Source organism: Paenibacillus shunpengii (assembly GCF_042684905.1).
Classification (GTDB): Bacteria; Bacillota; Bacilli; order Paenibacillales; family Paenibacillaceae; genus Paenibacillus; species Paenibacillus shunpengii.
In genome coordinates this window covers 1,332,465-1,358,140 of sequence record NZ_JBHUMJ010000002.1, presented here as the reverse complement: position 1 = coordinate 1,358,140, position 25,676 = coordinate 1,332,465, and the positions used below count along the sequence as shown (strand labels likewise).

Sequence of the window (25,676 nt, the reverse complement as noted above, 5' to 3'; positions counted from 1 at the left end):
AATCTGAACTTTACTCTTTTCCTAGGTCTTTAGTAGAAATAATAAGTTATTTGTCGTATATTCTAAGTTTCTTAGAGTTGGGCATTTATTACAATAAGAAAAAAGCCCTATCTTTTGCCAAAAACAAGGACTTAATATGTATAATTTTCAAAATATGTACATTCTCATGAAAATATAGTCCCATTCTTAGCTGTATATTTTCATAAAAAATTCTTAATTTCAGATAGGTCGATTTTAAGATTTCACTAAAAACGATATGATACTTTAGGAGGAAAAAGCGCGACAAACCGCATTTATTGTCATATTTGACTTGGAGACTGGTTGGATTTTTACCACAAAACAAGTATAGAATTGCACTAAGATGAAAATGCGCACACAAAAAGACTCTTTACAGAGAAATTCTCTATAAAGAGTCTTAATTCTACAAAATATACTGACTTAGATCACGGTCTTTCGCAATTCCACCGAGCTTCTCTCTTACATATTCCGGTGTAATTGTCATCTTCTCTAAGGTGAGTTCCGGCGCTTCAAAGGACAGATCCTCAAGCAGCTTCTCCAAGATCGTATGTAGACGACGAGCACCAATATTCTCCGTATTCAGGTTGACGGATTCTGCGATGTTCGCAATCTCCCGAATAGCTTCTGGAGAGAATTCAATCTCGATGTCCTCGGTTTTCAGCAGATCAACATATTGTTTGGTCAGCGCATTTTTCGGTTCTGTCAAGATAGATACAAAATCATCCAGAGATAGACTGCTGAGTTCTACCCGAATAGGAAAGCGTCCTTGGAGCTCCGGAATGAGATCTGACGGCTTCGACACATGAAAAGCACCTGCAGCTATAAACAGGATGTAATCCGTCTTTACAGGCCCGTATTTGGTCATTACAGTCGATCCTTCAACGATAGGAAGAATATCCCTCTGAACGCCCTCACGGGACACATCTGGCCCTGATCCTTGTCCACGACTTGCTACCTTATCGATCTCATCTATAAAAATGATACCGGACTGCTCCGCACGCCGAATCGATTCCTGTGTCACATCATCCATATCGATAAGCTTGCTCGCTTCCTCCTGAATAAGGACTTTACGTGCTTCCTTGATGGGCAGCTTGCGTTTCTTAGTACGTTTCGGGAGGAAGTTACCAAACATCTCTTGCATATTCATGCCCATTTGGTCATTTCCTTGACCGGCAAACATATCAAACATGTTAGGTGCATTATCCTCAACATCAATCTCGATCGTATCATTCTCAAGCTGGCCGGCCAGCAGCTCAAATTTCACTTTACGTCTGCGTTCATGGATTGAGGCATCTTGTGCCGGATCTTCCTCTTGCTGTGTCTGCTGATGATTGCCAAACAGCATTTCAAAAGGATTTTTTTGATTCTTTGATTTGTTAGCCGACGGGACAAGGATTTGCACAATACGCTCATTCGCATTTTCCTCAGCCTTGTCTTTGACCTTTTCCGTCTTCTCCAATTTGACAATCCGGATCGAAGTTTCAATCAAGTCCCGAACCATCGATTCGACGTCACGTCCGACATAACCAACCTCTGTGAATTTAGTAGCTTCTACTTTTACAAATGGAGCACCGACCAGCTTGGCGAGCCGTCTAGCGATCTCCGTCTTACCTACCCCTGTAGGTCCAATCATCAGTATATTCTTTGGCACAATTTCATCCTGGGCATCTTCCGGCAGCCTGCTTCGACGATATCTGTTACGGAGGGCAACAGCGACGGACTTCTTGGCCTGCTTCTGACCAACGATGTACTTATCCAGCTCAGCGACAATTTGTCTGGGAGTAAAAGCTTCGTTCATTATTTACATACCTCCTTTTATTCCTGTTCCTATTCAGAGTTTACAGTTCTTCAACGATAATATTACTGTTCGTAAACACGCAAATCTCGGAAGCTACAACCAAAGCCTCACGAGCCATATCCTTTGCTTCAAGCTCACCCGGATGCCGCTTCAGAGCTCTTGCAGCTGCAAGAGCATAGTTGCCGCCTGACCCGATGGCTAGAATGTCATCATCCGGTTCAATAATCTCCCCGCCTCCAGATATAAGCAGCATGCCCGTTTTGTCCATTACGATCATTAACGCCTCCAGCTTGCGCAGCACACGATCCTGACGCCAATCCTTGGCGAGTTCCACCGCAGCTCTTTGCAGATTGCCATGATGCTCCTCAAGCTTGCCTTCAAATTTCTCAAACAGAGTGATGGCATCAGCTACAGAACCAGCAAAGCCTGCAACAACCTGTCCGCGGTACAATCTCCGGACCTTCTTCGCTGTATTTTTCATTACCACACTCTGACCCATCGTAACCTGTCCATCTCCCGCGATGGCCGCCTTGCCATGATGACGCACCGCACAGATCGTCGTCGCATGAAATGTAGTTTCCATAATTGCTACCTCCCTTGATTCGTATATGGTAAAAACCCGGCACGTCGCTGAGAGACTTACCGGGCTTTCCTCAAGATGTCGCTATTGCACTGTGGAGAGACCTTGCTCTTGCTTGAAACGTCTTATGCTGTCTAACGCACGATTCGCCAGTGCCTCATTCTTTTCCTTCTTGTTCCGAATTTTCTGTTCCAGCTTCGGTAATAGTCCAAAGTTCGCATTCATCGGCTGGAAGTGTTTGAAATCAGCTGTCGTAATGTAGTTCGCCATACTTCCAAGCGTACTGTCTACGGGCAGCGTCGTCAGGTCTTTGCCTAGTGCCAGATTCGCAGCATTCATACCCGCAATCAGTCCTGAAGCTGCAGATTCCACATAACCTTCTACACCTGTCATCTGACCAGCAAAGAACAGATTGCTCCGATTCTTGAACTGATACGTAGGCTCAAGCAATTTTGGAGAGTTGATAAAGGTATTACGATGCATGACCCCATAACGCACAAATTCTGCATTCTCAAGACCTGGAATCATACCGAACACACGCTTCTGCTCTCCCCATTTCAGATGCGTTTGGAAGCCTACCAGATTATACAGCGTTCCTGCCGCGTTGTCCTGGCGCAGCTGGACAACGGCATAAGGGAGCTCTCCCGTATGCGGATTAACTAGACCCACAGGCTTCATCGGTCCGAATAACGCTGTCTGTTTACCGCGTTTCATCATAACCTCAATCGGCATGCAGCCTTCAAAATAAATCTCTTTCTCAAACTCTTTAAGCTCAGCAACCTCAGCGGCGATCAGAGCATCGTAGAAACGATCAAACTCTTCTTCATTCATTGGGCAATTGAGGTAAGCCGCTTCTCCCTTGTCATAACGGGATGCTAAATACACTTTGTTCATATCAATGGATTCTTTCTCTACAATCGGTGCGGCCGCATCGTAGAAATAGAAGTATTCTTCACCCATCAGATCTTTAATCTGTGTGGACAATGCAGGGGAAGTCAGAGGACCTGTCGCAATAACGACAATGCCATCCGTTGGAATCTCCTGGATCTCCTCATTCACCACTGTAATCAGCGGATGCTCATGCAGTGTATTCGTGATTTCACCAGAAAATCCATCCCGGTCAACAGCCAGTGCACCACCAGCAGGGACAGCGTTCCGATCGGCGGAGCCAATTACCAGTGAATCCAACATACGCATTTCTTCTTTTAATACACCTACAGCATTCGTCAGTCCATTCGCTCTTAGTGAATTACTGCACACCAGCTCAGCAAATTTATTCGTGTGATGGGCAGGCGTCTTTACGACCGGTCTCATTTCATACAGCTTTACCGGTACCCCTCGTTTAGCAATCTGCCAAGCAGCTTCACTTCCTGCCAGTCCTGCACCAATTACCGTTACTTGTTGTTTCTCGTTCATATTTACCCCCTCGCTGCATGTATCCAGGACTCTATATCAGAGTCTTGGATACAGAAAGCTGCAGCCCGTACTACCGGTTAATCCATTATTTTTATGTTTTAAATTTCGACCGCTTCGTCCGCTTCCTCGACCGGTTCTGTATGATCGCAGGAAGTACACTGCAGTCTTGTGCCTTGCTTGTTTCTCTTCTCTACCATCAACGAATCGCATTTAGGACAAGGTTTTGGTGAAGGCTTATCCCACGAGACAAAATCACATTCAGGATATCGGTCACAGCCGTAGAAGATCCGGCCCTTTTTACTGCGGCGCTCGACGACCTGTCCTTCTTTACACGTCGGGCAGGTTACTCCGATATTTTTAATAATCGGCTTGGTATTGCGGCAATCCGGGAATCCAGAGCATGCCAGGAACTTACCAAATCGGCCAAATTTATATACCATCGGTTTGCCGCATTTCTCACAGATCTCATCGGATACCTCATCCTGGATTTCGATCTCACTCATTTCTTCTTCTGCTACATGCAATCTCTTCTCAAAGGATTTATAGAACTCAGCCAATATTTTAACCCAGTCCTCAGATCCTTCTTCAACATGGTCCAAATCCTCTTCCATATGAGCGGTAAACTCCACATCGACAATTTCAGGGAAAAATTGCTCCATCTGCTCGTTAATCAGCTCACCAAGCTCTGTCGGAATAAATTTCTTGTCTTCAATTGCGACATAACCACGTTTCTGAATCGTCTCCAGCGTTGGAGCATACGTACTCGGTCTTCCGATGCCCAGTTCTTCCATCGTCTTGACGAGTCTTGCTTCTGTATATCGAGGCGGCGGCTGTGTAAAGTGCTGCTTCGGCTCAATTTCTTTATGAATAAGCTTATCCCTGCTCTTTAGTGGAGGCAGGAGCTTCTCTTCATCCGTGGTGCCATCGTCGTTGCCTTCAACATAGACCTTCATGAAACCATGGAAGCGAACCTTGGAGCCTGTAGCACGAAAAGAAGCCTCTCCTGCTGCAATATCAACAGACAGGGTATCAAGAATAGCTGAAGCCATCTGACTCGCCACATATCGTTCCCAAATCAGCTTGTATAGACGGAATTGATCACGACTTGTAAATGCTTTCACTGAATCCGGATCTCTCAATACAGAGGTTGGGCGAATCGCCTCATGCGCTTCCTGCGCATTTGCATTTTTCTTGGAATATTGTCGGAATGTTTCCGGAACGAAGGATTCGCCGTACTTACCTGTGATATATTCCTTGGCTTCCTCTTGAGCAGACTGTGCGATACGTGTGGAGTCTGTTCTCATATAAGTGATCAAACCAACCGTGCCTTCCTTGCCAAGCTCAACCCCTTCATATAGCTGCTGAGCTACTGACATCGTCTTTGCTGCACGGAAATTCAATTTACGAGCCGCTTCCTGCTGTAAAGAACTAGTTGTAAAAGGAGCCGAAGGATTGCGCGTGCGCTCTTTCTCTTTGACCTCTGTTACGACATAATCCTTATCTTCTATTTCTTTAAGTATTTCTTTCACTTGCTCTTCATTACTGAGCTCCGTCTTCTCACCACGAAGCTGATGGAACTTTGCCTCAAACGGACTTCCGTCAGCTTCCAGTCTCGCCGTAATGCTCCAATATTCTTCCGGAACAAATTCGTTAATTTCGTCCTCACGATCCAGAATAATTTTGACAGCTACAGACTGAACTCGACCTGCAGATAGACCCTTCTTCACCTTTTTCCATAAAAGTGGACTGATCTTGTAGCCTACTAGCCGGTCCAAAATACGTCTTGCCTGCTGTGCATTGACAAGATCCATATTAATCTTGCGAGGTGTCTTGAAGGCATCCTTGACTGCCTGCTTCGTTATCTCATTAAAAACAACCCGGCAGCTCTCGGTTTGGTCAAGATCCAGAGCATGAGCCAAATGCCAAGCGATTGCTTCCCCCTCACGATCGGGGTCAGCTGCCAGATATACTTTTTTCACTTTTTTAGATGCGTCCTTAAGTTCTTTCAGCACAGAACCTTTTCCGCGGATTGTAATATATTTAGGATTAAAATCATTCTCCACTTCTACGCCGGTCTGACTCTTCGGCAAATCGCGGACATGGCCCATCGAAGCTTTGACAATATACTTGCTGCCCAAATACTTACCAATTGTCTTTGCTTTCGACGGGGATTCCACGATGACAAGTGAATCCGCCATAGGTTCATCCTCCTCTCACAATATAGCCCTACATGTCACCTATGGCGGATGTAATTTATAACGCCACAGGAATCTATATTAACTTATATATAGCACCAGGTAATTGCATGATTTGCTTTTTTATGATTAAAGATAACAGAACTGAATGCAAATGTCCAAAATCGAATGAGAGTTTGCCCACCAGTTCATCCAAAGTCAGTGGACCTGCCTCCAGCAAATCATATATCATTTGTTCCTCGGAACTCAAGCTTGGCATCATCTTCAGATCTGATTCGCTTCCCGTAGCAGCGATCCTCTCCTGGATTGTCGGCTTAATTAGATGTGCGTATTCTTCATTAATATCCTCTGCGCAAGTAACCAGCTTGGCGCCTTGTTTAATCAGATTCAGTGTTCCCTGGCTCTTGGGTGAAGTAATCATGCCCGGCACAGCAAACACATCTCTTCCCGCCTCAAGTGCAGCATCTGCTGTAATTAAGGAGCCGCTCCGAATATCCGCTTCTACAACCAGCGTTCCATAGGTAAGTCCGGCAATAATTCGATTTCTTTGTGGAAAGAGCCCGGGTCGAGGCTGCATATGGAGCGGATACTCGCTGACCAGCAAGCCTTGTTTCTCTATGTGATTCGCGAGGGTATGATTCTCCGTCGGATAGATATGGGAGAAGCCTCCCCCTAATACAGCAATGGTCGTTCCTCCTGCCTTCAAGGCTGCTTCATGGCAGATACTGTCTATGCCTCGGGCAAGACCACTAACAATCGTGTAGCCTGCATTAGAGAGCTCTGAAGCTAGAATCTCCCCTACCTTTTTGCCATAGCCTGAGGGCACTCGGGTTCCTACCATGGCAATCGAAGGATGATGCAGCAAGCTCACCTCTCCTTTTAGATATAGCACAAGAGGAGGGTCTGGCGTTTCCTTCATGAAAACAGGATAATCCTCATCAAGATAAGTTACAAATTGGGTACGCCCCTTCGATAAGGCATGAAGTCTCTCCTCAATCCATGCTTCGGAGAAGCGCTCGGTTATTTTGAGCGCCTGGTCTTTCTTCATTCCAGTCTGAATCCAGTCCTGAGTTTCGTATTTTAGCATGTCCGTATGTAAATTTCCACTTGAGAGCAGCTTATTTATCGTCTTTCTTCCAATCCCATCAATTTCATGCAGCCCAAGTAATAAATATCTAGATTCCAATAGACTAAACCTCCCTGATCATTAAACGAATGAGTAAATCTGTTATAAAAAGACAAAAAGCAACCCTTCTGTCGTCATTCGACAAAAAGGTTGCTTACCTAGATTCTGCAATATACCCTCTTCCACTATTACAGCTATTATAATAGAAGGAAAATTATTTTAACAATTAGTGAGTCATGCAGAGATTAAGAATACCTCGCTCTTCCAATACGCTAACCAGCGTAGAGCCCATCTCCGAAGGTGTAGGGGCGACGCGGATTCCGCAGGCTTCAAGTGTTTCGATTTTTTCCTTCGCTGTCCCTTTACCACCCGAGATAATCGCTCCTGCATGTCCCATCCGTTTCCCTGGAGGTGCCGTCACACCGCCGATGAAGCCCACTACAGGTTTTGTCATATTATCACGAATCCACTCTGCCGCTTCTTCCTCAGCCGTACCGCCAATCTCACCAATCATGATAACGGCATGTGTATCCGGGTCCTCATTGAAACGGGAGAGAATGTCAATAAATTCAGAACCTTTGACAGGATCTCCACCGATACCAACCGCGGAGGATTGACCGATACCACGTGTAGTCAGCTGATGAACCGCCTCATAAGTTAATGTACCACTGCGGGATACAACGCCAACATGACCCGGCATATGAATGTATCCAGGCATGATACCAATCTTACACTCTCCCGGTGTAATGACACCTGGACAGTTAGGTCCGATCAGGACCGTGTTCTTGCCCTCCATGTAACGGGAGACCTTAACCATGTCAAGTACCGGAATACCCTCTGTAATACAAATCACAAGATCTAATTCAGCATCAACAGCTTCCATAATGGAATCTGCTGCAAAAGCCGGGGGAACATAAATAACACTTGCTGTAGCTCCGGTCGCTTCCTTAGCTTCTACCACGGTATTATAAACAGGCAGGCTGACGACATTGCCATTCTCAAGTGTAATGTCAACGTTCGTACCACCCTTGCCAGGAGTTACGCCGCCTACCATCTGAGTGCCGTAATCCAGCGCACCCTTAGCATGGAATTTGGCTGTGGCTCCTGTGATTCCTTGTGTAATCACTTTTGTATCTTTATTTACCAAAATACTCACGATCGTTCACATCCCCTACGGTTATTTTTCAAATATTCGGGCAGCCCCGAAAAGGAATGAATTATTTAACGAGGGCAACGATTTTTTGTGCACCGTCTGCCATCGAATCCGCTGCTACGATGTTAAGACCGGATTCGGATAATATTTTCTTGCCGAGCTCAACGTTTGTTCCTTCAAGTCTTACGACAAGAGGTTTGGTTAAACCAAGCTGTCTCGCTGCTTCAACAACCCCATCCGCAATGACATCACAGCGCATGATGCCGCCGAAGATGTTGACGAAGATACCTTCTACCTTAGCATCAGACAGAATGATCTTGAATGCTTCAGTTACTTTCTCGGTTGTAGCACCGCCCCCAACGTCAAGGAAGTTGGCCGGGTCGCCGCCGTAATACTTGATGATATCCATCGTTGCCATCGCAAGACCTGCACCGTTAACCATACAGCCGATGTTACCATCAAGCGCTATGTAGCTCAGGTCAAACTTCGATGCTTCGATCTCTTTCTCATCTTCTTCGTCTAGGTCACGCAAAGCTTGGATGTCCTTGTGACGATATAATGCATTGGAATCAAAATTGAGCTTCGCATCGAGCGCCATTACGTTGCCATCGCCTGTAACAACGAGCGGATTGATCTCGGCAATAGAGCAGTCTTTGTCAACGAATGCTTCATACAGCGCGAGCATGAACTTCACCGCTTTATTGACCAGTTCACCTGGAATGTTAATTGCATAAGCAAGTCTCCGCGCCTGGAATACCTGGAAGCCAACCGCAGGATCAATAACCTCTTTGAAAATCTTCTCTGGTGTTGCTGCCGCTACCTCTTCGATCTCGGTACCGCCTTCTTCAGAAGCCATCATGACAACTCGTCCAGTTCCGCGGTCTACGACAACACCTACGTAATACTCCTTGCGAATATCGCATCCTTCTTCGATAAGAAGACGTTTTACTTCTTTACCTTCTGGACCCGTTTGATGAGTGACCAGCACTTTACCGAGAATTTCGGAAGCATATGCGCGTACTTCATCTGAATTTTTGGCTACTTTTACGCCGCCTGCTTTACCGCGTCCACCTGCGTGGATTTGCGCTTTTACTACAGTCACCTGGCTTCCCAGCGACTCTGCGGCCTCTACCGCTTCCTCTACCGTGTAAGCTACTTTCCCGTTCGGAACGGTAACTCCGTACTGTTTCAGCACTTCTTTTCCTTGATATTCATGGATATTCATTCTCGAATCCTCCTATCAACATGACTGCAACAAGGCGGGTTAAATGACATATTTCCTTATAAACCCACATCATTGTAACATGTTTTTAAAACGCTTACCTTAAAAATTCATCTCCGAACGAGTGTATTTTGATATCGGTATCATTCCAAATATCGAATACTTGGCAATAAATGTAAATAAAAAAACCTTCATGATTAAAAGATCCTTTTAACCAGAAGGCAATTATTATAAACGACTATATTCAGTTTGCCTGTTTATCCATGCACAGCTACTGCTGTTTGCTCTCCACGTTTGCATCATGCACTTTGGCTAACAGACCTTTAAATTGATTCAGCATTACGGTAAACTGCTCATCATCCTCGCTCGTTCCTGAACGCATCGCAAGTGGAATATGCAGCGCTTCATCATGAAGCTTCGCACCTTCCTCTGTCAACGTAATCATAACCTTTCGCTCGTCGTTAGCCGAACGTTCCCTATTGATAAGACCCGCAGACTGCATTCGCTTCAGCAGCGGAGTCAGCGTGCCTGAGTCCAGGTACAGCTTCTCTCCGATATCCTTAACCGTGCATTCCTTATGCTCCCATAGCACCATGAGCACCAGATACTGTGAGTAAGTCACGCCAAGCTTGTCGAGAAAGGGCTGATACAGCTTAGTAATCTCTCTAGAGCATGCATATATAGCAAAGCAAAGCTGGTTCTCCAGCTTCAATTCTTCATGAATCGACATAGTACCTCCACCCGCCAATCAGATTATGTTCTAAACAAGTTGTCTTCAATGCTCCTTTAGCAGGATAATTCACATTTTCTTCTTATTTTAGCACAGCAATCATAAAAATCTACATTTAATTTATAAAAATTATTTACAAATTTATTTTATCATGATAAATTTAATTGTACACAATATATATTTACGGCATCATATATTATCGTCACTGTGTTCTTATGACTCGTTATTCATCCGTATATACAATTCTCTTGCAGCCTACAGGTTATTCGTTAGTAATATCAAGTTTGGTATTTTGTAGTGATGTTTCCATTACCCTATAAATTGTTGTATGCTGCTGAGAATTTTTATATAGATTATATAGATGAAGTTTCTTGGACAACCAGAATGACATGAAAAATGAGGAAGCACCTCTTCGCGCCGATACTCTCAAGAACATGTAACGAGAGCAGTGTAGAATAGGTGCTTTCTTTTTTTGTATGGATAGATACTCCGAATTTTGCAGAGAGGCAAAATTCCAAATATATTCAGATCATTGATCTGGACTCTTTGTGTATGCTTACTTTATTCAACTAACTCTATTTGCTTAGCTGCTGCTTGTGCGGGAAAAGAGGTGTTTACTCCTCCATCTACTATAACTCTCACTTTTTCACCGATACTAAAGTCATTCACTCTATCATCGTCAATGGTAATCCAAATCGCATTGGGGTCAGCAATTTTTAAAATTTCTTCAACGGACTGCTGATTTATATCAAATTCTAATTCATCTAAACCCTCAACAATAAGTAGACGCTCTTCGTCTTGGTCGATGATGTATCCTGTGATAAAGAGGCCATTTGGATGATTACCAGCCTGCTCATTTGTTGACCCAGCATCATTTCCTGCATTGCTCGGTCCCTCATTAAGCGAACACCCGCTTAATATTTGAGCTAATAGTATTAAAATAACAGTTAGGTTCTTTAAGCTTCAATCCCCCGCCTTCTTTGTCTATCTAATCTGACGAACTTAAAGTGTTCCAGACAATCTGGTCAGAATGTTCTGCGATCAAATCATCAGAACGGAATGCATACCAGAAATAAATAAAAGCCACCAAAAATGGCAACTTGTCAAGCAGCTAAATAAGCTAATTCAAATTATTATAAGAATAGGGAATGTGACAAAATATCAATTTTAAAAATTCTTATTATAAGTTCATATGCCATGTATATGAATAAAATCCCATGTAATAAGTATAACTGTATTCCCGTCCGTTCAACAAAATGTTTTAAATATTTGCCAAGGGTATCATCAAATCTTATGCAAAATAGATATACCAAATATACCAAGAACTGAGTAATAAATGTACGACCATTAAAAATAAGTTCCAGAAATTCTTTTATTGCATTGGTCTCAGCTAGTGCAAAATAAGTAGTAAATAAAAGAAAAAAGAAATTGGTGTAATGATCAGAGAAAATCTGTTTCAATTCATCTAATTTCTGGTTGATTAATGACATTTAAGTTAACCTCTCCAGCTCAATGATGATCTGCTCCGTCAGTTTAACAATCCTACTCTTGTATTTTTTCACAATTATACTACGAAATTTTACTTTAATGTAAATTTGTAGTCAATTCTAATCATTTGTATTTATATAACATGGCAAGCTTGACATTGTTAAGCACTCTTATATACAATTCTTTTAAGTTAAAGATTCAAATATTTAGAGGCCAATTAAATTAAAGCTCTGTAATCTTTCATCTTATGGATCGATTGATGCAAGTCCATATATACTATGAAAATAAGGAAGCACCTTTTTTCACGTTCATTACGTCCATGATTTTGCTCTGAGACGAATACGTAAAGGGGTGCTTTTTGGTGTACGGAAAATTATACGGTGCGTGTTTATATGGTATTGATGGAGTATTAATTGAGGTGGAAACCGACCTTTCGAACGGTCTGCCCCAGACATCGATCATCGGTCTTCCGGATTCGGCTATCCGAGAAGCGGTGGAGCGTGTTCGCGCAGCGATTAAGAACTGTGGCTTTCAGTATCCGATGCAGCGAGTCACGATCAATCTGGCGCCAGCTGATCTGAAGAAGGAGGGGTCCTCTTTCGACCTGGCCATTGCCCTCGCCATTCTGTCGACGAGTGAGCAGCTGCTCCTTCCTCCTGACAAAAAAACTCTCTTCCTCGGCGAGCTTGCGCTGGACGGAAGTCTTCGGCCTGTACCTGGTGTACTTAGTATGGTGGATCTAGCCCGCAGGCAGGGTTTTGATTCCGTCATTCTGCCCCATGAGAACGCTGCGGAAGGGGCGATTATTGGTGGGATTGAAGTATTCGGCCTCTCTCATTTGAAAGAGATCATTCCCGACAAACCCACTTCACCAGACGGAAGAGTTGTGATAGAAAACTACAACCATCTGATTAGTCATCGTCCACCTACCGTGACTGCTCATCAAGTCCATCCCCTTCTTCCTGAAGATTATCTGGATGTTCTCGGGCAGCAGCATGTCAAGCGGGCGCTAACCATTGCCGCAGCCGGTATGCATAACATTCTGCTCGTAGGACCACCTGGTACGGGAAAAACGATGCTGATCAAACGACTTCCGACCATTCTCCCACCGCTGTCTGAATCGGAGGCACTGGAAGTCACCAAAATTCTAAGTGCATCGGGCAAACTGAAGGAAGGTGTCAGCGGGCTTGCCACAAGACGGCCCTTCCGTTCTCCTCATCATACGATCTCTGCCGGCGGACTGATTGGGGGTGGAACTGTTCCGAAGCCCGGGGAAGTGAGTCTTGCCCATAGGGGAATCTTGTTTCTTGACGAGCTGCCAGAATTCAGCAGGCAAGTCCTTGAGGTGCTGAGACAACCTTTGGAGGATCGGCAGGTTACCGTGAGCCGTGCACGAGCCGCCTTTACCTTCCCTGCTCATTTTATGCTCGCTGCATCGATGAATCCGTGTCCATGTGGATTTGCTGGAGGTGATCCTAAGCTGCAGCGCTGTACCTGCAGTCCTGCCAAGGTTGCTAGTTACCGTGCGAAAATATCCGGTCCCTTAATTGACCGTATTGATCTACAGGTTGAGGTTCCGAGGCCTAAGGAAGGATTAGAGGCTACGCTGACTTCCTCTTCCGAAACGATGCTTCAAATGGTTCTCTCCGCTCATAAAATTCAAGCTTCACGCTACAGGAATCACCCTATTTCCTGGAACAGTGAACTGTCCGGGAGGCTGCTGAGGCGTTATGTTAACCTGGAGCCAGATGCATCTGAAATGCTGGTTCAAACGATTGATGCGCTTGGGCTCAGCATGAGATCCTATGATCGGATCCTGAAGATGGCAAGAACTATTGCTGATTTGGAAGGACAGGATTTAATTCAGATCGAACATGTTGCAGAAGCAATACAATATCGTAACCTGGATTTAAAATCTGTGGCGATGCCCGAGTATGATTAAGACACTTTAAGAGAGTGGAATTGCCACCACTTGAAATGGGACTGAAAAACTTCAATTTGATACTGGAAGCAGTAGTGAGGATTATTTGATGTACAATTGTTATCTGTACAGAATTGAGTGAAGATTTGATAGAAGTCGCTAGGATACATAATTGGCATATTGATTTCGAACTGAAGAACTGAATGCTAGATACATCATGATACGAACAACCTACGTTCAACCATAATCAATCAGTAACCATATCTTCTCGCCTTAGATAACATTCTTGCTGCATGGTCTAGATCATAATTATTCTCAAGCCAATCGACATCGACGTATTCCATACTTCCGAATCGCGCTTTATAGAAGGCCAGCCTCCGAATGGGATACGGCTCTCCTTCAATCTTGTTTAAAAGATAATATCCAAGCAGCTCTGCAGCTTCCTTCCAGGCATAGCCGGCCTTCTTACTCGTCTTCATCTCATATAAGGTACCGTCGACTATGACATCAGCTTGAGCACCGCCTACCAGACGGCGTCTATGATCAAAGGCCGGATAGTATACTGTCTGGCCTTGTATCGTGGTGAAATGCTCCTTAAAAATCTCAATTAAACAAAGCAAATCCTCCATCACATCTGGCGTAGGGAGACTTGTAAATTGTTTAACGAATTGTTCTGTACTGGTATAGGTAGACCTGACGCCTACTCGATATATCGTATCTAGCTTGCTGCACATAAATGCTCCTGCAATCAGCTCAGCTGGATCCATCTGTTCCCCGTGAATGAAGCTCGTCCATTTTGATTTAAAATCGGCATACAGCTCATTCAGCACGGCCGTCTCAGGAACATCCTCAAAAAATTCATTTATGACTTCATGTCCTTTGGCAATATAGGGATTAAACGCTGCATCAGGAGAATCTCCATTCTCTCTCGCAATCATGGCGCAGGCCAAATATTGAAAGGAGGTTCGAATAAGGCCCGAAACGTAACTAGTGAACTGGGCTTCAGCCAATATATTTTTATTTTTGAATGGGGCTGCCGCTGTGTTGGAGTAAAAATCATCTGGCAGAGGTGTCACTTCTCGAATCGCTTTTTGCAAAGTAGAATTTGTATTCAATAACGAAGCCAAGCTCATAGATAATTCACCCTATCATGAAATGAATGGACTAGTACCATCCATTATAAATTTCATAAGACGAATTTACAAAAACCAAAAAAGCTCTTTCTGATCCGATCAGAAGAGCTTCATCTTATCATGGCTTTATCTGACTATAGCTTACTCAAAAACCGTTAATTTGTCTGCTGCAGCCGTGCGTTCTTGCGGCTTTGGCACCACATCGGGGTACCCCACATAGATCATGCCAAGAATTTTTTCGCCGGGAACAATATTCAGAGTTTCTCTGAATTTAGGTCCGTACAGAAACGGCTTGGTTACCCAGAAGGTCCCGATCTCTTCACCCCATGCTGCGAGCATGAAATTTTGTATAAGTGCGCTAGTTGCGGCAAAATCCTCATCCCATATCGCTTGGCGTGGATCCTCCTTCATAACGACCAGCAATGTTGACGGATTCGTAAGCACGGCATTGACAAATTTATTGTCCTCGCCCATTTCATTCGATACCGCCTCAGCTAACTTCTGACGGCCTTCGCCCGTGAATAACAGAAATCTCCAAGGCTCGCGAAGCTTATGATTCGGTGCCCACACCGCTGTATCCAGCAGTTCGGTAATTTTCTCAACCGGCACTGCCTCCTGCTTAAATTTCTTGATCGTCCGTCGTTCGCGAATGACATCCTTCACATGGACAGATGAAGCGATTTGTGATTCATTCATGTTATATAATCCTCCTTAACAGGTATGAAGTTGTTTTTTTCTCACAGATAATGATAATCTTTATCATTTAGATACTGGTGTTAGCATACCTCGGTTCTTCATCTAAAGTCAAATGATTACCCTAATGATCTATCCTAGGAGTTCCACCCCAAGCCTGCTCTTGCTCTAATAAAACAGGATATGATCGGTCATATCCCAACATTCGTGCGGCATCCCTTGAAGCACTTGTCATCATGTCAAATGATTGTAACAAACATCATCCAACCGTTCGAGCTGAACTCGGGAATTTCTGAATAAGTTCTTAGCTCCAACGATTGGATTAGAATGCATTCATAATGTGATCGATATGTAAAGGTTCCTCTGTCCAGTCTGCTGGATTCAGCAGAACGCCTATGACATCAAAGCGAATGGGACTATTGTATAATTTGCGTTCTTGAATATATACGGCTGCGGTACGGCGTACCTGAGCTATTTTTCGTAGATTGACCGATTCCAGATGAGTTCCGAAGCGATCCAGGCTAGTCCGGCTTCTAACTTCTGCAAAAATGGTGGTTCCGCCCTTCTGAGCCACAATATCGAGCTCACCGCTCTTACATCTCCAGTTCGTATCCATAATGTCGTAACCCTGCTGCTTAAGGTATTGAACTGCCGCCTGTTCTCCGGCTCCACCTTTCTCTTTGCGAGAATCTTTCCTCTTCCTCGGTGCAGCCGGTTTGGAATTATTATCGTCCTTCATCGTTGCCTACACCTCTTTTCTCTGGCCGGCGGATGCAATCGCCTTCTGCTCGGCCTGATATACAAAGGTAAGCACCTCGGCTACGAGCTGATACAATTCAGGAGGAATTTGTTGATCCAGATCCAGCTTGGACAGCACCTCAACAAGAGCGGGATCTTCTTGTATCGGGACACCATGCTCCAGTGCCTTCTCCAGAATGGATTCGGCCAGCCTTCCGTCCCCTTTGGCGACTACAACGGGGGCTTCTGCTTCGCCAGGTACATATTTGAGCGCAACTGCCTTCTTGCGTACAACACTTTCTTCTTCCTGCTTCATACTCGCATATCCACTCCTTTATATGATTCCGGGACATACGAAGCCATCTTACTTACAGCTGAGGATGAGGAACCTTGTACCTGCTCTGTTTGCTCAGGACGGTTCTCTACCACTTCCGACTTATATACGGATAGCTGATAGCCGGTGTTCCGCAGCGCACTGTCCACTTGTTCACGACCCAGCTCAAAAATTTGTGCAGCCATCTCATTATCTGTGCGAATATGCAGACTGATTACCCTGCCTGCCACCTGCATGTCGATCAGCGTGGGACCGAGCTGCTTCATGTTCAGGTCAAACCAGATCCGGCAATGGGAGGCATCCATTTCGCCGCGCGGTCCGCGGCGGGACTGGATCTGGACATTTGCCGTCATCTGACCGTCCGCTCCGCTCAGAGGGATGAACCAGTTCATCTGGGCAAAAGGAGCGGTCCGGTCGGTATTCATGAGCAGCTGATGCCCTGTGAGCAAGTGCACGAGCTGACCTGCGGTCTCTTTGAGACCGGCAGGAAGCTCTGGACTTGCTTCCATCTGCATCAGCACGCTCTTCAGCGTGTCCGCCTGCTCTGCCGCGGACACCTCTGCCTGCGCGGGTGCGAGCATCCCGCGCACCACCTGCTGCTCGTGCTCCGCACCGAGCAGCTTCAGCACACGCGCCACCCACGAGTCATCCCTCGTGGTGGCAGGCGTGTGCACTGCCGGTGCTGGCGCTGCATCAGCACCGTCCTGCTGCGGCTCGCCCTGCGCCGCCGCAGCAACATCGCTGCCGGCCGGCTCTGCTCCGGCCGGCCCCTGCGGCGCAGCTCGTAGCTGGGCAAGCAGTGCTGCGGCACGCAGCACAAGCTCGCCCCCGCCCGCTGCTGCGCCTCTCGCCTGGACAGGAGCTTCGCCACTGTCCCCAAAACTGCGATTGGCTGGAGTCGCCGTCCTCGGCTCTTCAGCCTCCCCCACAGGCAGGCTCGGTCCCCCGCCTGCCTCACTCCGTCCTGCGGCAGCCGCCTGCGCATGGCTGCCCGTACGTACCCGGTGATCCTGAGCTGCCGGATCACCTCCACCCAATTCCGCTGCCAGCATCCCAGCTACATTAGAACCTGAAGCACCTGGACCCGCTGTCGGAATCGTATTAGACCCAGCGGCTGCAGGACCGGCTGTTGCCGTTGTCCTTCCATCTGCTCCGTTTCCTTGAATAGCCCTGGAATCTACGGTCCCTGTCTTCATAGACTCCATGAGCTCCGGTCCATCAGCTCCATCATTTGTACCTGTTAATCCGGTGGTACCCGCTGCTTTGTGAACATCTGCCTGCTGGGCCATTCCGGTACTGAGTAGCCTGCTCCCCTCGCTTCCAGCATGTGTCCGGGCTTGTCTAAGCTCTTGTGAGCCCTCCATTTCTGCAGGCGTATCTGAAATGCCTCCTGGTACCTTTCCACTCAATCCATCGCTTTTAGCAGCTTCAGTTAGTCTTGCATCCAGCTGACCCAGCAGCTCATCTAATGCTGGCCCAAACATCGCATAATATAGTCCAGAGATGGTAGAGCCTGTGACGGGCAGCCCCCTTTGCATGGCAAGACTTGCCGAAGTGATCCACTCGATATCCCCTGCAGCAGCCGGCTTTACATTCATAAGCGATTGAATAAGCTTCACGTTGTCCTTCGTCAGCGGCATTCCGCTCTGCTGCATTGCACTAAGGAGTGTTCTGTTCTCCTTCGTATCCGGCAGCTGAAGATTTGTCAGCAGATCTGCAAGCGTTGCAGTTGATACAGATCCAAGTGTACCTTGAAAAGGCTTCATCACCATCATTCCGTCCTTGTTTTGCCCTCCAACCTGAAGCAGCGCATTCTGCCCGGCTACAAGTGGAGTATCTAATGCCGCTCTCACCTGCACCCCTTTGATCTGGAGTACGGCTTCCTTCTGATCCGGTGACACCTGAATGACCTCAGCACGCACCACCATGCCTTCCTTCAGCTCGAGCGTCTTAGCACCGCCTTGAGGCTTGGAATCTCCTAGCATGCCTCTGATTGCTTGACCTATATTCAAATACCATCTACTCCTTTCTACAAATAATGAGATGCTATCTATATCAACACGTATTCAATGAAATTGATTCACCCTATAATCTATTCATTTTATCGGTATAACGGGTGGGACACTGAAGAAGTCGTTGCTATTAAAAAAAGCAGCACTGCTATTAAAAACAGTACTGCACCGAAATAACTTGATCTAGATAATGCATATTCATCCCTCATATAGAACGAATACCATAAAAAAAGGCAGGTATATCCATCAACGATCTTCTGCGATCTAGCGATCTAGCGATCTAGCATCCTATCAAGTTTACCTGCTAGAGTAAGCCACTACGATTAGATATAAACATTACTCAGACTCTGCTCCTCTCTCGCTGCACCAGAACCTGTCTGTTAGAACAATGTAGGCTGCTCCTGCTCTCCTAATATTTTTCCGAGAAAGCTTCTGCGATGCAGCGGTGTAGGTCCCAGTGCGAGCAGCTGCTCTCTGTGCAGCTTTGTCGCATACCCTTTATGTATAGCAATACCGTACTCAGGATACAGAGCATCCCACTCCCCTTTACACATCCGGTCTCTTGTCACCTTGGCAATGATAGATGCTGCACCAATTGATTGGCTGTTGGCGTCCCCTTTAATAATCGATAATTGCGGCAGAGGTACATCCACGGTTTCTGCATCCACGAGCAGATGATCCGGAGATGGGGTAAGTGCAAGAACCGCCTGTTTCATGGCAAGCCGAGATGCCTGCCTGATGTTAATCCGGTCAATCGTCTCCACATCGACGATCCCTATACCGACTGAGACAGCTTCCTTCATAATGATGTCAAATAACAATTCCCGCTTCTTGTCACTTAGCTTCTTGGAATCATTGACCCCTTCGAGTACTAAACCTTTTGGCAAAATGACAGCAGCAGCTACGACATCACCGAATAAGCAGCCTCTTCCTACTTCATCAATACCTGCAATATATTCAGCTCCGCTGTCCCATGCTTCTCTTTCATATCTAAGCATATCTATCTCAGGCTCTTCGAACGTATCCGTCTCCTGTATGTTCAGATCCAATTCTTTCATTTGTTATTTCCCCCTAACGGCACATCCCATAACCAATATCATAACATATGTATCAATAGGGTAGAAACATATAGAAGCTGGATAATACAGCAATCCCCTGCAGTACGCTGCAGGGGATTGTATTGCTTGCGGTATTCCTATTTAATAGGTTACGGCATCAGCATGTTTCACATTAAAAAGGAGATTCTAGACTGAATCGACCAAGCTTGCCGCCTCTTAGCTCTCTAAGCATCAAGGAGGAAGCCTTCTCCAGATCAATTCGTCCTCCGCTCATGACAGCACCGCGCTTACGCCCGATCTCTTCCATAACGGCAACAATTTGATCCGGATCTTCCGAATCCTTCGGAGCTTCAGACAAGCCGTAACGCTCCTGCATTGCCGGCCAGTAATACTGAGCAAGATATTTGATCGCGAAGAAAGCAATGTCCTCCACGTTAAGAATCTCTTCCTTTATTGCACCCGTAACGGCCAGACGGTAGCCCACATTCTGATCTTCAAATTTAGGCCACAGAATACCTGGCGTATCCAGGAGTTCAATTTCCTTACCAACTCTGATCCATTGCTGCCCTTTGGTTACGCCTGGTCGATCACCGGTCGCCGCGATATTTCTGCCGGCCAAACGGTTGATCAATGTCGATTTACCGACATTCGGAATGCCCACAATCAGTGCGCGAATCGCTCTCGGATTCATGCCTTTGGCAATTTGCCGATCGATCTTTTCCTTCAACAAGATCTTGGCAGTTGAGGGGATATCCTTAACTCCAGTACCTGTATTGGCATCGACAGCGAGTGCAGTATGCCCTTCTTCTTTAAAATACTTGATCCATTCTTCCGTTACCTTCGGGTCAGCCAAATCCGACTTGTTCAGCAGAATCATTCTTGGCTTGTCCTGCAATATTTCATCAATCATCGGGTTACGGCTGGATAATGGAAGCCGTGCATCCACCAGTTCAATGACGACATCAATCAATTTCAGCTTCTCCTGAATTTGTCGACGGGCTCTCGTCATATGTCCTGGAAACCATTGTATGGTCATCGCAATTCACCTTCTTTTTCACAAACAGTTGGATCCATTTGTATCATACCCTGAGGTGCTTCTATCATGAGTATCTACAGATCAAACCGGTATAGTTTGTCCTCTAAATTTCAAAATCAGTGATTAATCCATTCGATATCCTTCAGCGGCCAGAAAATAACGTCGGCACGTCCTACAATATCCTCAAGCGGCACATATCCAATCATGCGGCTGTCTGTACTGTTCCCACGGTTATCACCAAGGGCAAAAATATGACCTTCCGGCACAGTGCCGTCCGGGAAATACTCATTCGGGAAGTTATAAGTGTTATACTGTCCGCCATTCGCCTGTGCCTCTGCAATCGCTTCTTGCAGATAAGGCTCCTCCACAACTTCGCCGTTTACTCGCAAGGTATCTCCAGTGACTTCAACCGTGTCCCCTTCAACAGCAATGACCCGCTTAATGAAATCCCGGTTCTCAGAAGGTACATGGAAGACAACGACCTCTCCGCGTTCAGGTTGCCTGATATCATACAGAATCTGGTTCACAATGACTCTTTCCCCTGTATGAAAATTCGGCTGCATCGATGGTCCGTCAACAATAAAAGGCTTGAACAAGAAGAATCGGATAATAAACACAAGCACTAATGCAATTGCAATGGCTTTGATCCATTCCCAAATCTCGTTCTTTACTTTCTTTGACTTAGAATTCCCATTCTCCGGTGTATTCAATCGTTCATTCTGTACATCCTGCTCCATCGCTTGTCCTCACTTCCTCATCCATGTCATCGAAACGATGCATCTAGACATATTCTATGTATGAAATCTGGTTAGAGACATACCATCTGTTGTCAAGATCGTTTCCTCTGAAAATATTGTAAGAGAAATCTTAGCAGGATACAACTTCATCTCTCCGATCGGAGGGCGAGCGCTCCTCTATATCACATCAATAGATTATATTCTATATTGTTCATATTCACATGAGCTATATTATTCCTGAATATAAGAACGTAAACCATCTTAAACGAACAATCACTTTTACATAAAAAAGCGAAAAGGGCTTGTTTCCAAGCCCTTTCCGTTTATTCGTTATATTAACGAATTTCTTTAATTCTCGCTGCTTTACCGCGAAGTTCACGAAGATAATAAAGCTTCGCACGACGCACTTTACCACGGCGAGCCACTTCGAGTTTATCGATTTTTGGGGAATGAAGCGGGAAAGTTCTTTCCACACCTACACCGTAAGAAATTTTACGAACTGTAAAAGTCTCACTGATTCCACCACCACGGCGTTTGATTACTACACCTTCGAACAACTGGATACGTTCGCGAGTTCCCTCGATAACCTTAACGTGCACTTTTACAGTGTCACCAGGACGAAAGTTCGGCAAATCTTTACGCAATTGTTCTTGTGTAATCGCTTGGACGATATTCATCTATGACTCCCTCCTTCCGTACAGGTGTTCATGTCTCTTCCGGATAACCTTCTGTTATCCATCATCATCCACAGCGGACCACCGTATTCCACACAACAGAAAAATTATAACATGTTATTACGAAGTAATGCAAGCATTAAGAACTTTTTTTCTCATAAACTCACCGGTGCATGCAGATTCATGCCATTTGGTGTCTGATTCAGCATATTGTTGTATCCACGATGTAACAATCTAGCAAATCCCGGGCTTCTTAATCTACTCATGCCGTTTAACCTGATCCAGCCATACTTTCTCCTTTTTCGTCAGCTCCACCTGCTCCAGCAGATCTGGACGTCTGGTCAGCGTCCGAAGTAAGGACTGTTCTCTGCGCCAAGCATCAATGTTTTTGTGATGACCTGACAGCAGGATATCAGGTACCTTATGGCCTCTAAACTCCGCAGGTCTGGTATAGTGAGGGTACTCTAGCAAACCGGTGCTGAATGAATCTGTAACTGCACTTGTCTCGTTACCCAGCACTCCTGGAAGCAGTCTCACCACACTGTCTATCACGACCATTGCAGGCAGTTCTCCACCTGTCAGCACATAATCTCCGGTCGAGATCTCATCCGTGACGAGATGCTCTCGAATTCGCTCATCATAGCCTTCGTAGTGACCACATATAAAGATGAGATGCTCTTCTTTGGACAGCTCCTCTGCCTTCTTCTGCGTAAAGGTCTCTCCTTGAGGGCACATCAGAATAATGCGCGGCTGCTTGGCAGAAGAAGCCTCTGGCTGTGTCTCATCAGCTGATTTTGCAGCAGCAGTCGATTGGGCATCCTGCTCCGCTTCATTCAGCAAATCTTCCACTGCTGCAAAAATCGGCTCTGGCTTCAGCACCATTCCGCCGCCGCCGCCGTATGGCATGTCATCTACTTGTCCATGCTTGTTCCCTGCGTATTCACGGAAATTCAGAGCGTTTAAGGAAACAATTCCTTTGGCCTGTGCTTTACCTAATATGCTGGTACCAAATACACCATGAAACATTTCCGGAAACAGGGTTAATACATCAACCTTCATTACACTAATCCTTCCATCAGATGCACGATTACCTTTTGATTCACAACATCAACATGCAAAATGACATCGTCAATATAAGGAAGCAGAATCTCTTTGCCGTTGTTTGCTTTGACCACCCAAACGTCATTCGCTCCTGGAGTCAGGATCTCTTTGATCGTGCCAAGTGTCTCTCCTTCATCAGTTACCACTTCGCAGCCGACAATCTGATGGAAGTAGAACTCGTCTTCACTCAGTTCAGTTTGATACTCAGCAGACACTTTCAGCATCATGCCTTTATATTTTTCTACTTCATTGATGTTGGTAAAGTCGTTCAAACGCACGACAAACATATTTTTGTGAAGCCTTGCCGACTCTACCGTTACAGGCAGTTGTCCCTCCCCCGTATCGATAACCAGCTTGCTCCCTTTAGCAAAGCGCTCTTCAGGGAAATCGGTCAGCGGGAGTACTTTCAGCTCACCACGAATCCCGTGGGTATTTACGATTTTTCCTACATTAAAAAATTGTGACATAGGTCCTCCTGTATTTCAATTAGACAAGGCTAAGTTATATAAGCATGTACGAAAAAGGGCTAGGACATGCATCCTAACCCCCTTTCGTATATCTTTAAGATATGATATCGACGGTAACCCGTTTATCCATCTTAACTGCTGCAGATGTGACGACCGTACGGAGTGCTTTCGCGATCCTCCCCTGCTTGCCGATCACTTTCCCCACATCCTCAGGATGCACGGTCAATTCATAGACAACAAGGCGATCCTTCTCCAGTGTCCGGACCGACACATCTTCCGGATGATCTACCAAAGCCTTCGCAATAACGCCGACTAATTGTTCCATAGATACCCTCCGTTATCAGCACCTAATTATTTCTGTTGTTTAAGCTCATGGAACTTCTTCATTACACCCGCTTTGCTAAGCAAGTTGCGAACTGTATCAGATGCTTGCGCACCATTTTGAAGCCATTTGAGTGCTTTATCTTCATCGATCTTAACCACTGCTGGTTGTTCAACCGGATTGTAGTAACCGATTTCCTCGATAAAACGGCCATCACGCGGGGAACGGGAATCCGATACAACCACACGATAGAAAGGCGCTTTATGAGCTCCCATACGTTTCAGACGAATACGAACTGCCACGAAAATTCACCTCCTTCAATAAAATATATATTGTAAGCTCGGCTTAACGGAAAGGAAATTTCATTCCCTTACCGAGTCCTTTAAGCTGCTTCATTGCTTTCTTGTTGCCCTTCGGCCCCATCATACCGCTGAATTGCTTCATTACTTTACGCATTTCATCGAACTGCTTAATCAGACGATTAACTTCCGCAACGGTAGTTCCGCTGCCTGCTGCAATCCGTTTGCGGCGGGATGGATTGATGATCTCTGGATTCTGCTTCTCTTCTCTTGTCATAGAGAAGACGATGGCTTCGATCCGATTCATCTGCTTATCATCAACCTTAAGATCCTTGGTCTGTTTCATATTGCTCATCCCAGGAATCATGTCCATGAGCTGATCCAGTGGTCCAAGCTTCTTGATCTGGTCCATTTGCTCAAGAAAATCTTCGAACGTGAACGATGCGGTCCGCATCTTCTGTTCCATTTCCTTCGCCTTTGCCGTATCAATGTTCGACTGGGCCTTCTCGATCAAGGACAGCATATCACCCATGCCCAAAATTCGGGAGGACATGCGTTCCGGATGGAACGGTTCAAGTGCATCCAGTTTCTCACCCAGGGTGATAAATTTGATCGGGCACCCGGTCACTGCTTTGACGGAGAGGGCAGCACCACCGCGCGTATCTCCATCCAGCTTCGTAAGCACGACGCCAGTAAGCGATAGCTGCGAGTTAAAATGCTCTGCTACGTTAACTGCATCCTGACCTGTCATTGCATCGACGACGAGAAGCACTTCATCCGGATTCACATTGCTGTGAATTAACCGAAGCTCTTCCATCAGCTCTTCATCTACATGGAGACGACCAGCCGTATCAATAATAACATAATCGTGACCGTTGTCCTTGGCATGCTGTAAGCCTTGCTTCGCAATCTCTACCGGGCTTGTCTTGTCACCTAAAGTGAATACCGGTGCCTTGAGCTGCTCTCCAAGCACCTGCAGCTGCTTGATCGCCGCAGGACGGTAAATATCGCCAGCCACAAGGAGCGGCTTTGCATTTTGCTTCTGCAAGAGCTTCGCGAGCTTACCTGTGGTTGTCGTCTTACCGGCACCCTGTAAACCGACCATCATAATGACTGTCGGCGGTTTGTTTGCCTTAGCCAGCTTAGACTGGCTTCCGCCCATCAGCTCGGTCAGCTCTTTATTTACGATGTCAATGATGACCATGCCAGGCGTGAAGCTCTCCATCACTTCCTTACCGACGGCCTTCTCTTTGACTTTCGAAATAAACTGCTTGACGACCTTGAAGTTAACATCAGCTTCAAGCAAGGCAAGACGCACCTCTCGCATCGCTTCGTTAACGTCTTCCTCGCTTACTTTCCCTTTGCCGCGAAGCTTGCTGAATACATTGGTAAGTCGAGCTGTTAATCCTTCAAATGGCATAAACA

At 45.8% G+C, this 25,676-nt stretch carries 24 protein-coding genes; 1 reads left to right on the top strand and 23 read right to left on the bottom strand.

Annotated features, from left to right (window positions below):
- Positions 1 to 421: 421 nt before the first annotated feature.
- From hslU to ACFSVM_RS06410, 9 genes are all read right to left on the bottom strand, one after another.
- Complete coding sequence (hslU, locus tag ACFSVM_RS06450; protein WP_177178618.1) at positions 422 to 1,816, bottom strand: ATP-dependent protease ATPase subunit HslU; 1,395 nt, start codon at positions 1,814 to 1,816, stop codon at positions 422 to 424.
- Between the two features lie 40 nt (positions 1,817 to 1,856).
- Positions 1,857 to 2,399, bottom strand: coding sequence for an ATP-dependent protease subunit HslV (gene hslV, locus ACFSVM_RS06445; RefSeq protein ID WP_047909727.1), 543 nt, complete (start codon positions 2,397 to 2,399; stop codon positions 1,857 to 1,859).
- 81 nt (positions 2,400 to 2,480) lie between these two features.
- Positions 2,481 to 3,812 (bottom strand): FADH(2)-oxidizing methylenetetrahydrofolate--tRNA-(uracil(54)-C(5))-methyltransferase TrmFO, encoded by a 1,332-nt coding sequence (trmFO, locus tag ACFSVM_RS06440; RefSeq protein WP_076311154.1) that lies wholly within the window; start codon positions 3,810 to 3,812, stop codon positions 2,481 to 2,483.
- Positions 3,813 to 3,910: 98 nt separating this feature from the next.
- The gene (gene topA, locus ACFSVM_RS06435; protein WP_076311155.1) at positions 3,911 to 6,010 is read right to left on the bottom strand and encodes a type I DNA topoisomerase; all 2,100 of its coding nucleotides are present in this window, start codon (positions 6,008 to 6,010) and stop codon (positions 3,911 to 3,913) included.
- 73 nt (positions 6,011 to 6,083) lie between these two features.
- Positions 6,084 to 7,193, bottom strand: coding sequence for a DNA-processing protein DprA (gene dprA / locus ACFSVM_RS06430; RefSeq protein ID WP_076311156.1), 1,110 nt, complete (start codon positions 7,191 to 7,193; stop codon positions 6,084 to 6,086).
- A 166-nt stretch (positions 7,194 to 7,359) separates the two neighbouring features.
- Positions 7,360 to 8,289, bottom strand: coding sequence for a succinate--CoA ligase subunit alpha (gene sucD, locus ACFSVM_RS06425; RefSeq protein WP_076311157.1), 930 nt, complete (start codon positions 8,287 to 8,289; stop codon positions 7,360 to 7,362).
- A 61-nt stretch (positions 8,290 to 8,350) separates the two neighbouring features.
- Positions 8,351 to 9,511, bottom strand: a complete 1,161-nt coding sequence (gene sucC / locus ACFSVM_RS06420; protein ID WP_076311158.1) for an ADP-forming succinate--CoA ligase subunit beta — start codon at positions 9,509 to 9,511, stop codon at positions 8,351 to 8,353.
- A 268-nt stretch (positions 9,512 to 9,779) separates the two neighbouring features.
- Positions 9,780 to 10,238 carry a MarR family winged helix-turn-helix transcriptional regulator gene (locus ACFSVM_RS06415; protein WP_076311159.1) on the bottom strand — a complete coding sequence of 153 codons (459 nt, stop codon included), beginning with the start codon at positions 10,236 to 10,238 and terminating at the stop codon, positions 9,780 to 9,782.
- Positions 10,239 to 10,799: 561 nt separating this feature from the next.
- A complete protein-coding gene (locus ACFSVM_RS06410) occupies positions 10,800 to 11,045 on the bottom strand; it encodes a YobA family protein (RefSeq protein WP_379262895.1) in 246 nt (81 codons plus the stop codon).
- A 1,042-nt stretch (positions 11,046 to 12,087) separates the two neighbouring features.
- Here ACFSVM_RS06410 and ACFSVM_RS06405 point away from each other — a divergent pair.
- Positions 12,088 to 13,668, top strand: coding sequence for a YifB family Mg chelatase-like AAA ATPase (locus ACFSVM_RS06405; RefSeq protein WP_379260958.1), 1,581 nt, complete (start codon positions 12,088 to 12,090; stop codon positions 13,666 to 13,668).
- A 230-nt stretch (positions 13,669 to 13,898) separates the two neighbouring features.
- On the opposite strand, the gene ACFSVM_RS06400 is transcribed toward ACFSVM_RS06405, so the two are convergent.
- The 14 genes from ACFSVM_RS06400 to ffh all read right to left on the bottom strand — a co-directional run bounded on the left by ACFSVM_RS06400 (position 13,899) and on the right by ffh (position 25,671).
- Positions 13,899 to 14,780, bottom strand: a complete 882-nt coding sequence (locus tag ACFSVM_RS06400) for a hypothetical protein (protein WP_379260956.1) — start codon at positions 14,778 to 14,780, stop codon at positions 13,899 to 13,901.
- A 141-nt stretch (positions 14,781 to 14,921) separates the two neighbouring features.
- Positions 14,922 to 15,476 carry a nitroreductase family protein gene (locus ACFSVM_RS06395; protein ID WP_076311167.1) on the bottom strand — a complete coding sequence of 185 codons (555 nt, stop codon included), beginning with the start codon at positions 15,474 to 15,476 and terminating at the stop codon, positions 14,922 to 14,924.
- Positions 15,477 to 15,795: 319 nt separating this feature from the next.
- Positions 15,796 to 16,212 carry a YraN family protein gene (locus tag ACFSVM_RS06390; protein WP_090722997.1) on the bottom strand — a complete coding sequence of 139 codons (417 nt, stop codon included), beginning with the start codon at positions 16,210 to 16,212 and terminating at the stop codon, positions 15,796 to 15,798.
- Positions 16,213 to 16,218: 6 nt separating this feature from the next.
- Positions 16,219 to 16,527 (bottom strand): EscU/YscU/HrcU family type III secretion system export apparatus switch protein, encoded by a 309-nt coding sequence (locus ACFSVM_RS06385; RefSeq protein WP_076311169.1) that lies wholly within the window; start codon positions 16,525 to 16,527, stop codon positions 16,219 to 16,221.
- Complete coding sequence (locus ACFSVM_RS06380) at positions 16,524 to 18,557, bottom strand: hypothetical protein (protein ID WP_379260953.1); 2,034 nt, start codon at positions 18,555 to 18,557, stop codon at positions 16,524 to 16,526. Before ACFSVM_RS06380 ends, ACFSVM_RS06385 begins: the two co-directional genes overlap by 4 nt.
- 380 nt (positions 18,558 to 18,937) lie before the next feature.
- Entirely contained in the window at positions 18,938 to 19,615 is a 678-nt protein-coding gene (locus tag ACFSVM_RS06375) for a ribonuclease HII (RefSeq protein WP_076311171.1), read from the bottom strand.
- 172 nt (positions 19,616 to 19,787) lie between these two features.
- Entirely contained in the window at positions 19,788 to 20,651 is an 864-nt protein-coding gene (gene ylqF, locus ACFSVM_RS06370; protein ID WP_047909743.1) for a ribosome biogenesis GTPase YlqF, read from the bottom strand.
- Positions 20,652 to 20,767: 116 nt separating this feature from the next.
- Positions 20,768 to 21,388, bottom strand: coding sequence for a signal peptidase I (gene lepB, locus ACFSVM_RS06365; RefSeq protein ID WP_047909744.1), 621 nt, complete (start codon positions 21,386 to 21,388; stop codon positions 20,768 to 20,770).
- Between the two features lie 335 nt (positions 21,389 to 21,723).
- Positions 21,724 to 22,065, bottom strand: a complete 342-nt coding sequence (gene rplS, locus ACFSVM_RS06360; RefSeq protein WP_047909745.1) for a 50S ribosomal protein L19 — start codon at positions 22,063 to 22,065, stop codon at positions 21,724 to 21,726.
- Between the two features lie 255 nt (positions 22,066 to 22,320).
- Entirely contained in the window at positions 22,321 to 23,121 is an 801-nt protein-coding gene (trmD, locus tag ACFSVM_RS06355) for a tRNA (guanosine(37)-N1)-methyltransferase TrmD (protein WP_379260950.1), read from the bottom strand.
- Positions 23,121 to 23,630: a ribosome maturation factor RimM gene (gene rimM, locus ACFSVM_RS06350; protein ID WP_090723002.1), complete on the bottom strand. Its 510-nt coding sequence runs from the start codon at positions 23,628 to 23,630 to the stop codon at positions 23,121 to 23,123. The genes trmD and rimM overlap by 1 nt, the downstream gene beginning before the upstream one ends.
- A 94-nt stretch (positions 23,631 to 23,724) precedes the next feature.
- Positions 23,725 to 23,955 carry a KH domain-containing protein gene (locus ACFSVM_RS06345; protein WP_047909748.1) on the bottom strand — a complete coding sequence of 77 codons (231 nt, stop codon included), beginning with the start codon at positions 23,953 to 23,955 and terminating at the stop codon, positions 23,725 to 23,727.
- A gap of 26 nt (positions 23,956 to 23,981) precedes the next feature.
- The gene (gene rpsP / locus ACFSVM_RS06340) at positions 23,982 to 24,254 is read right to left on the bottom strand and encodes a 30S ribosomal protein S16 (RefSeq protein ID WP_047909749.1); all 273 of its coding nucleotides are present in this window, start codon (positions 24,252 to 24,254) and stop codon (positions 23,982 to 23,984) included.
- Positions 24,255 to 24,297: 43 nt separating this feature from the next.
- Complete coding sequence (ffh, locus tag ACFSVM_RS06335; protein ID WP_076311174.1) at positions 24,298 to 25,671, bottom strand: signal recognition particle protein; 1,374 nt, start codon at positions 25,669 to 25,671, stop codon at positions 24,298 to 24,300.
- Positions 25,672 to 25,676 lie beyond the last annotated feature (5 nt).